Origin of the sequence: Methylobacterium sp. J-048 (genome assembly GCF_022829515.1) — a bacterium.
Classification (GTDB): domain Bacteria; phylum Pseudomonadota; class Alphaproteobacteria; order Rhizobiales; family Beijerinckiaceae; genus Methylobacterium.
The window spans coordinates 1-343 of sequence record NZ_JAKSYL010000272.1 but is presented as its reverse complement, the minus strand read 5'-3'; the positions used below and the strand labels follow the sequence as shown (position 1 = coordinate 343).

At 75.8% G+C, this 343-nt stretch carries 1 protein-coding gene; it reads left to right on the top strand.

Annotated elements, in window-relative coordinates; translation table 11 throughout:
* A partial coding sequence (locus MKL09_RS27160) for a methyl-accepting chemotaxis protein (protein WP_244025107.1) occupies nt 1–343 on the top strand: 343 nt, incomplete at both ends.

Here is a 343-nt window from a genome sequence, read left to right as displayed (position 1 = left end):
GAGGAAGCAGCCGCGAATGGCGAGACCGTGCCGGCGGCCGCCGAGGGGAGGGGCGCGGCCGGGCAGGAGATCGGGCGGCGGGTCCGGGGCTCGGCCAGCCGCGCCCAGAGGGCGGTCGGCGAGGAGGGCCAGACGCATCATCTCGTGCACGCGCTCAGCCACGCGGCCACCCGCATCGGCGACGTGGTCGGGCGGATCTCGACCAGCGCCCGCCAGACGCAGCTGGTGGCGCTCAACGCCACGATCGAGGCGGCCCGGGCCGGAGAGGCCGGCCGCGGCTTCGCGGTGGTCGCCATGGAGGTGAAGAACCTCGCCGGCCAGACCGCGAAGGCCACCGAAGAGA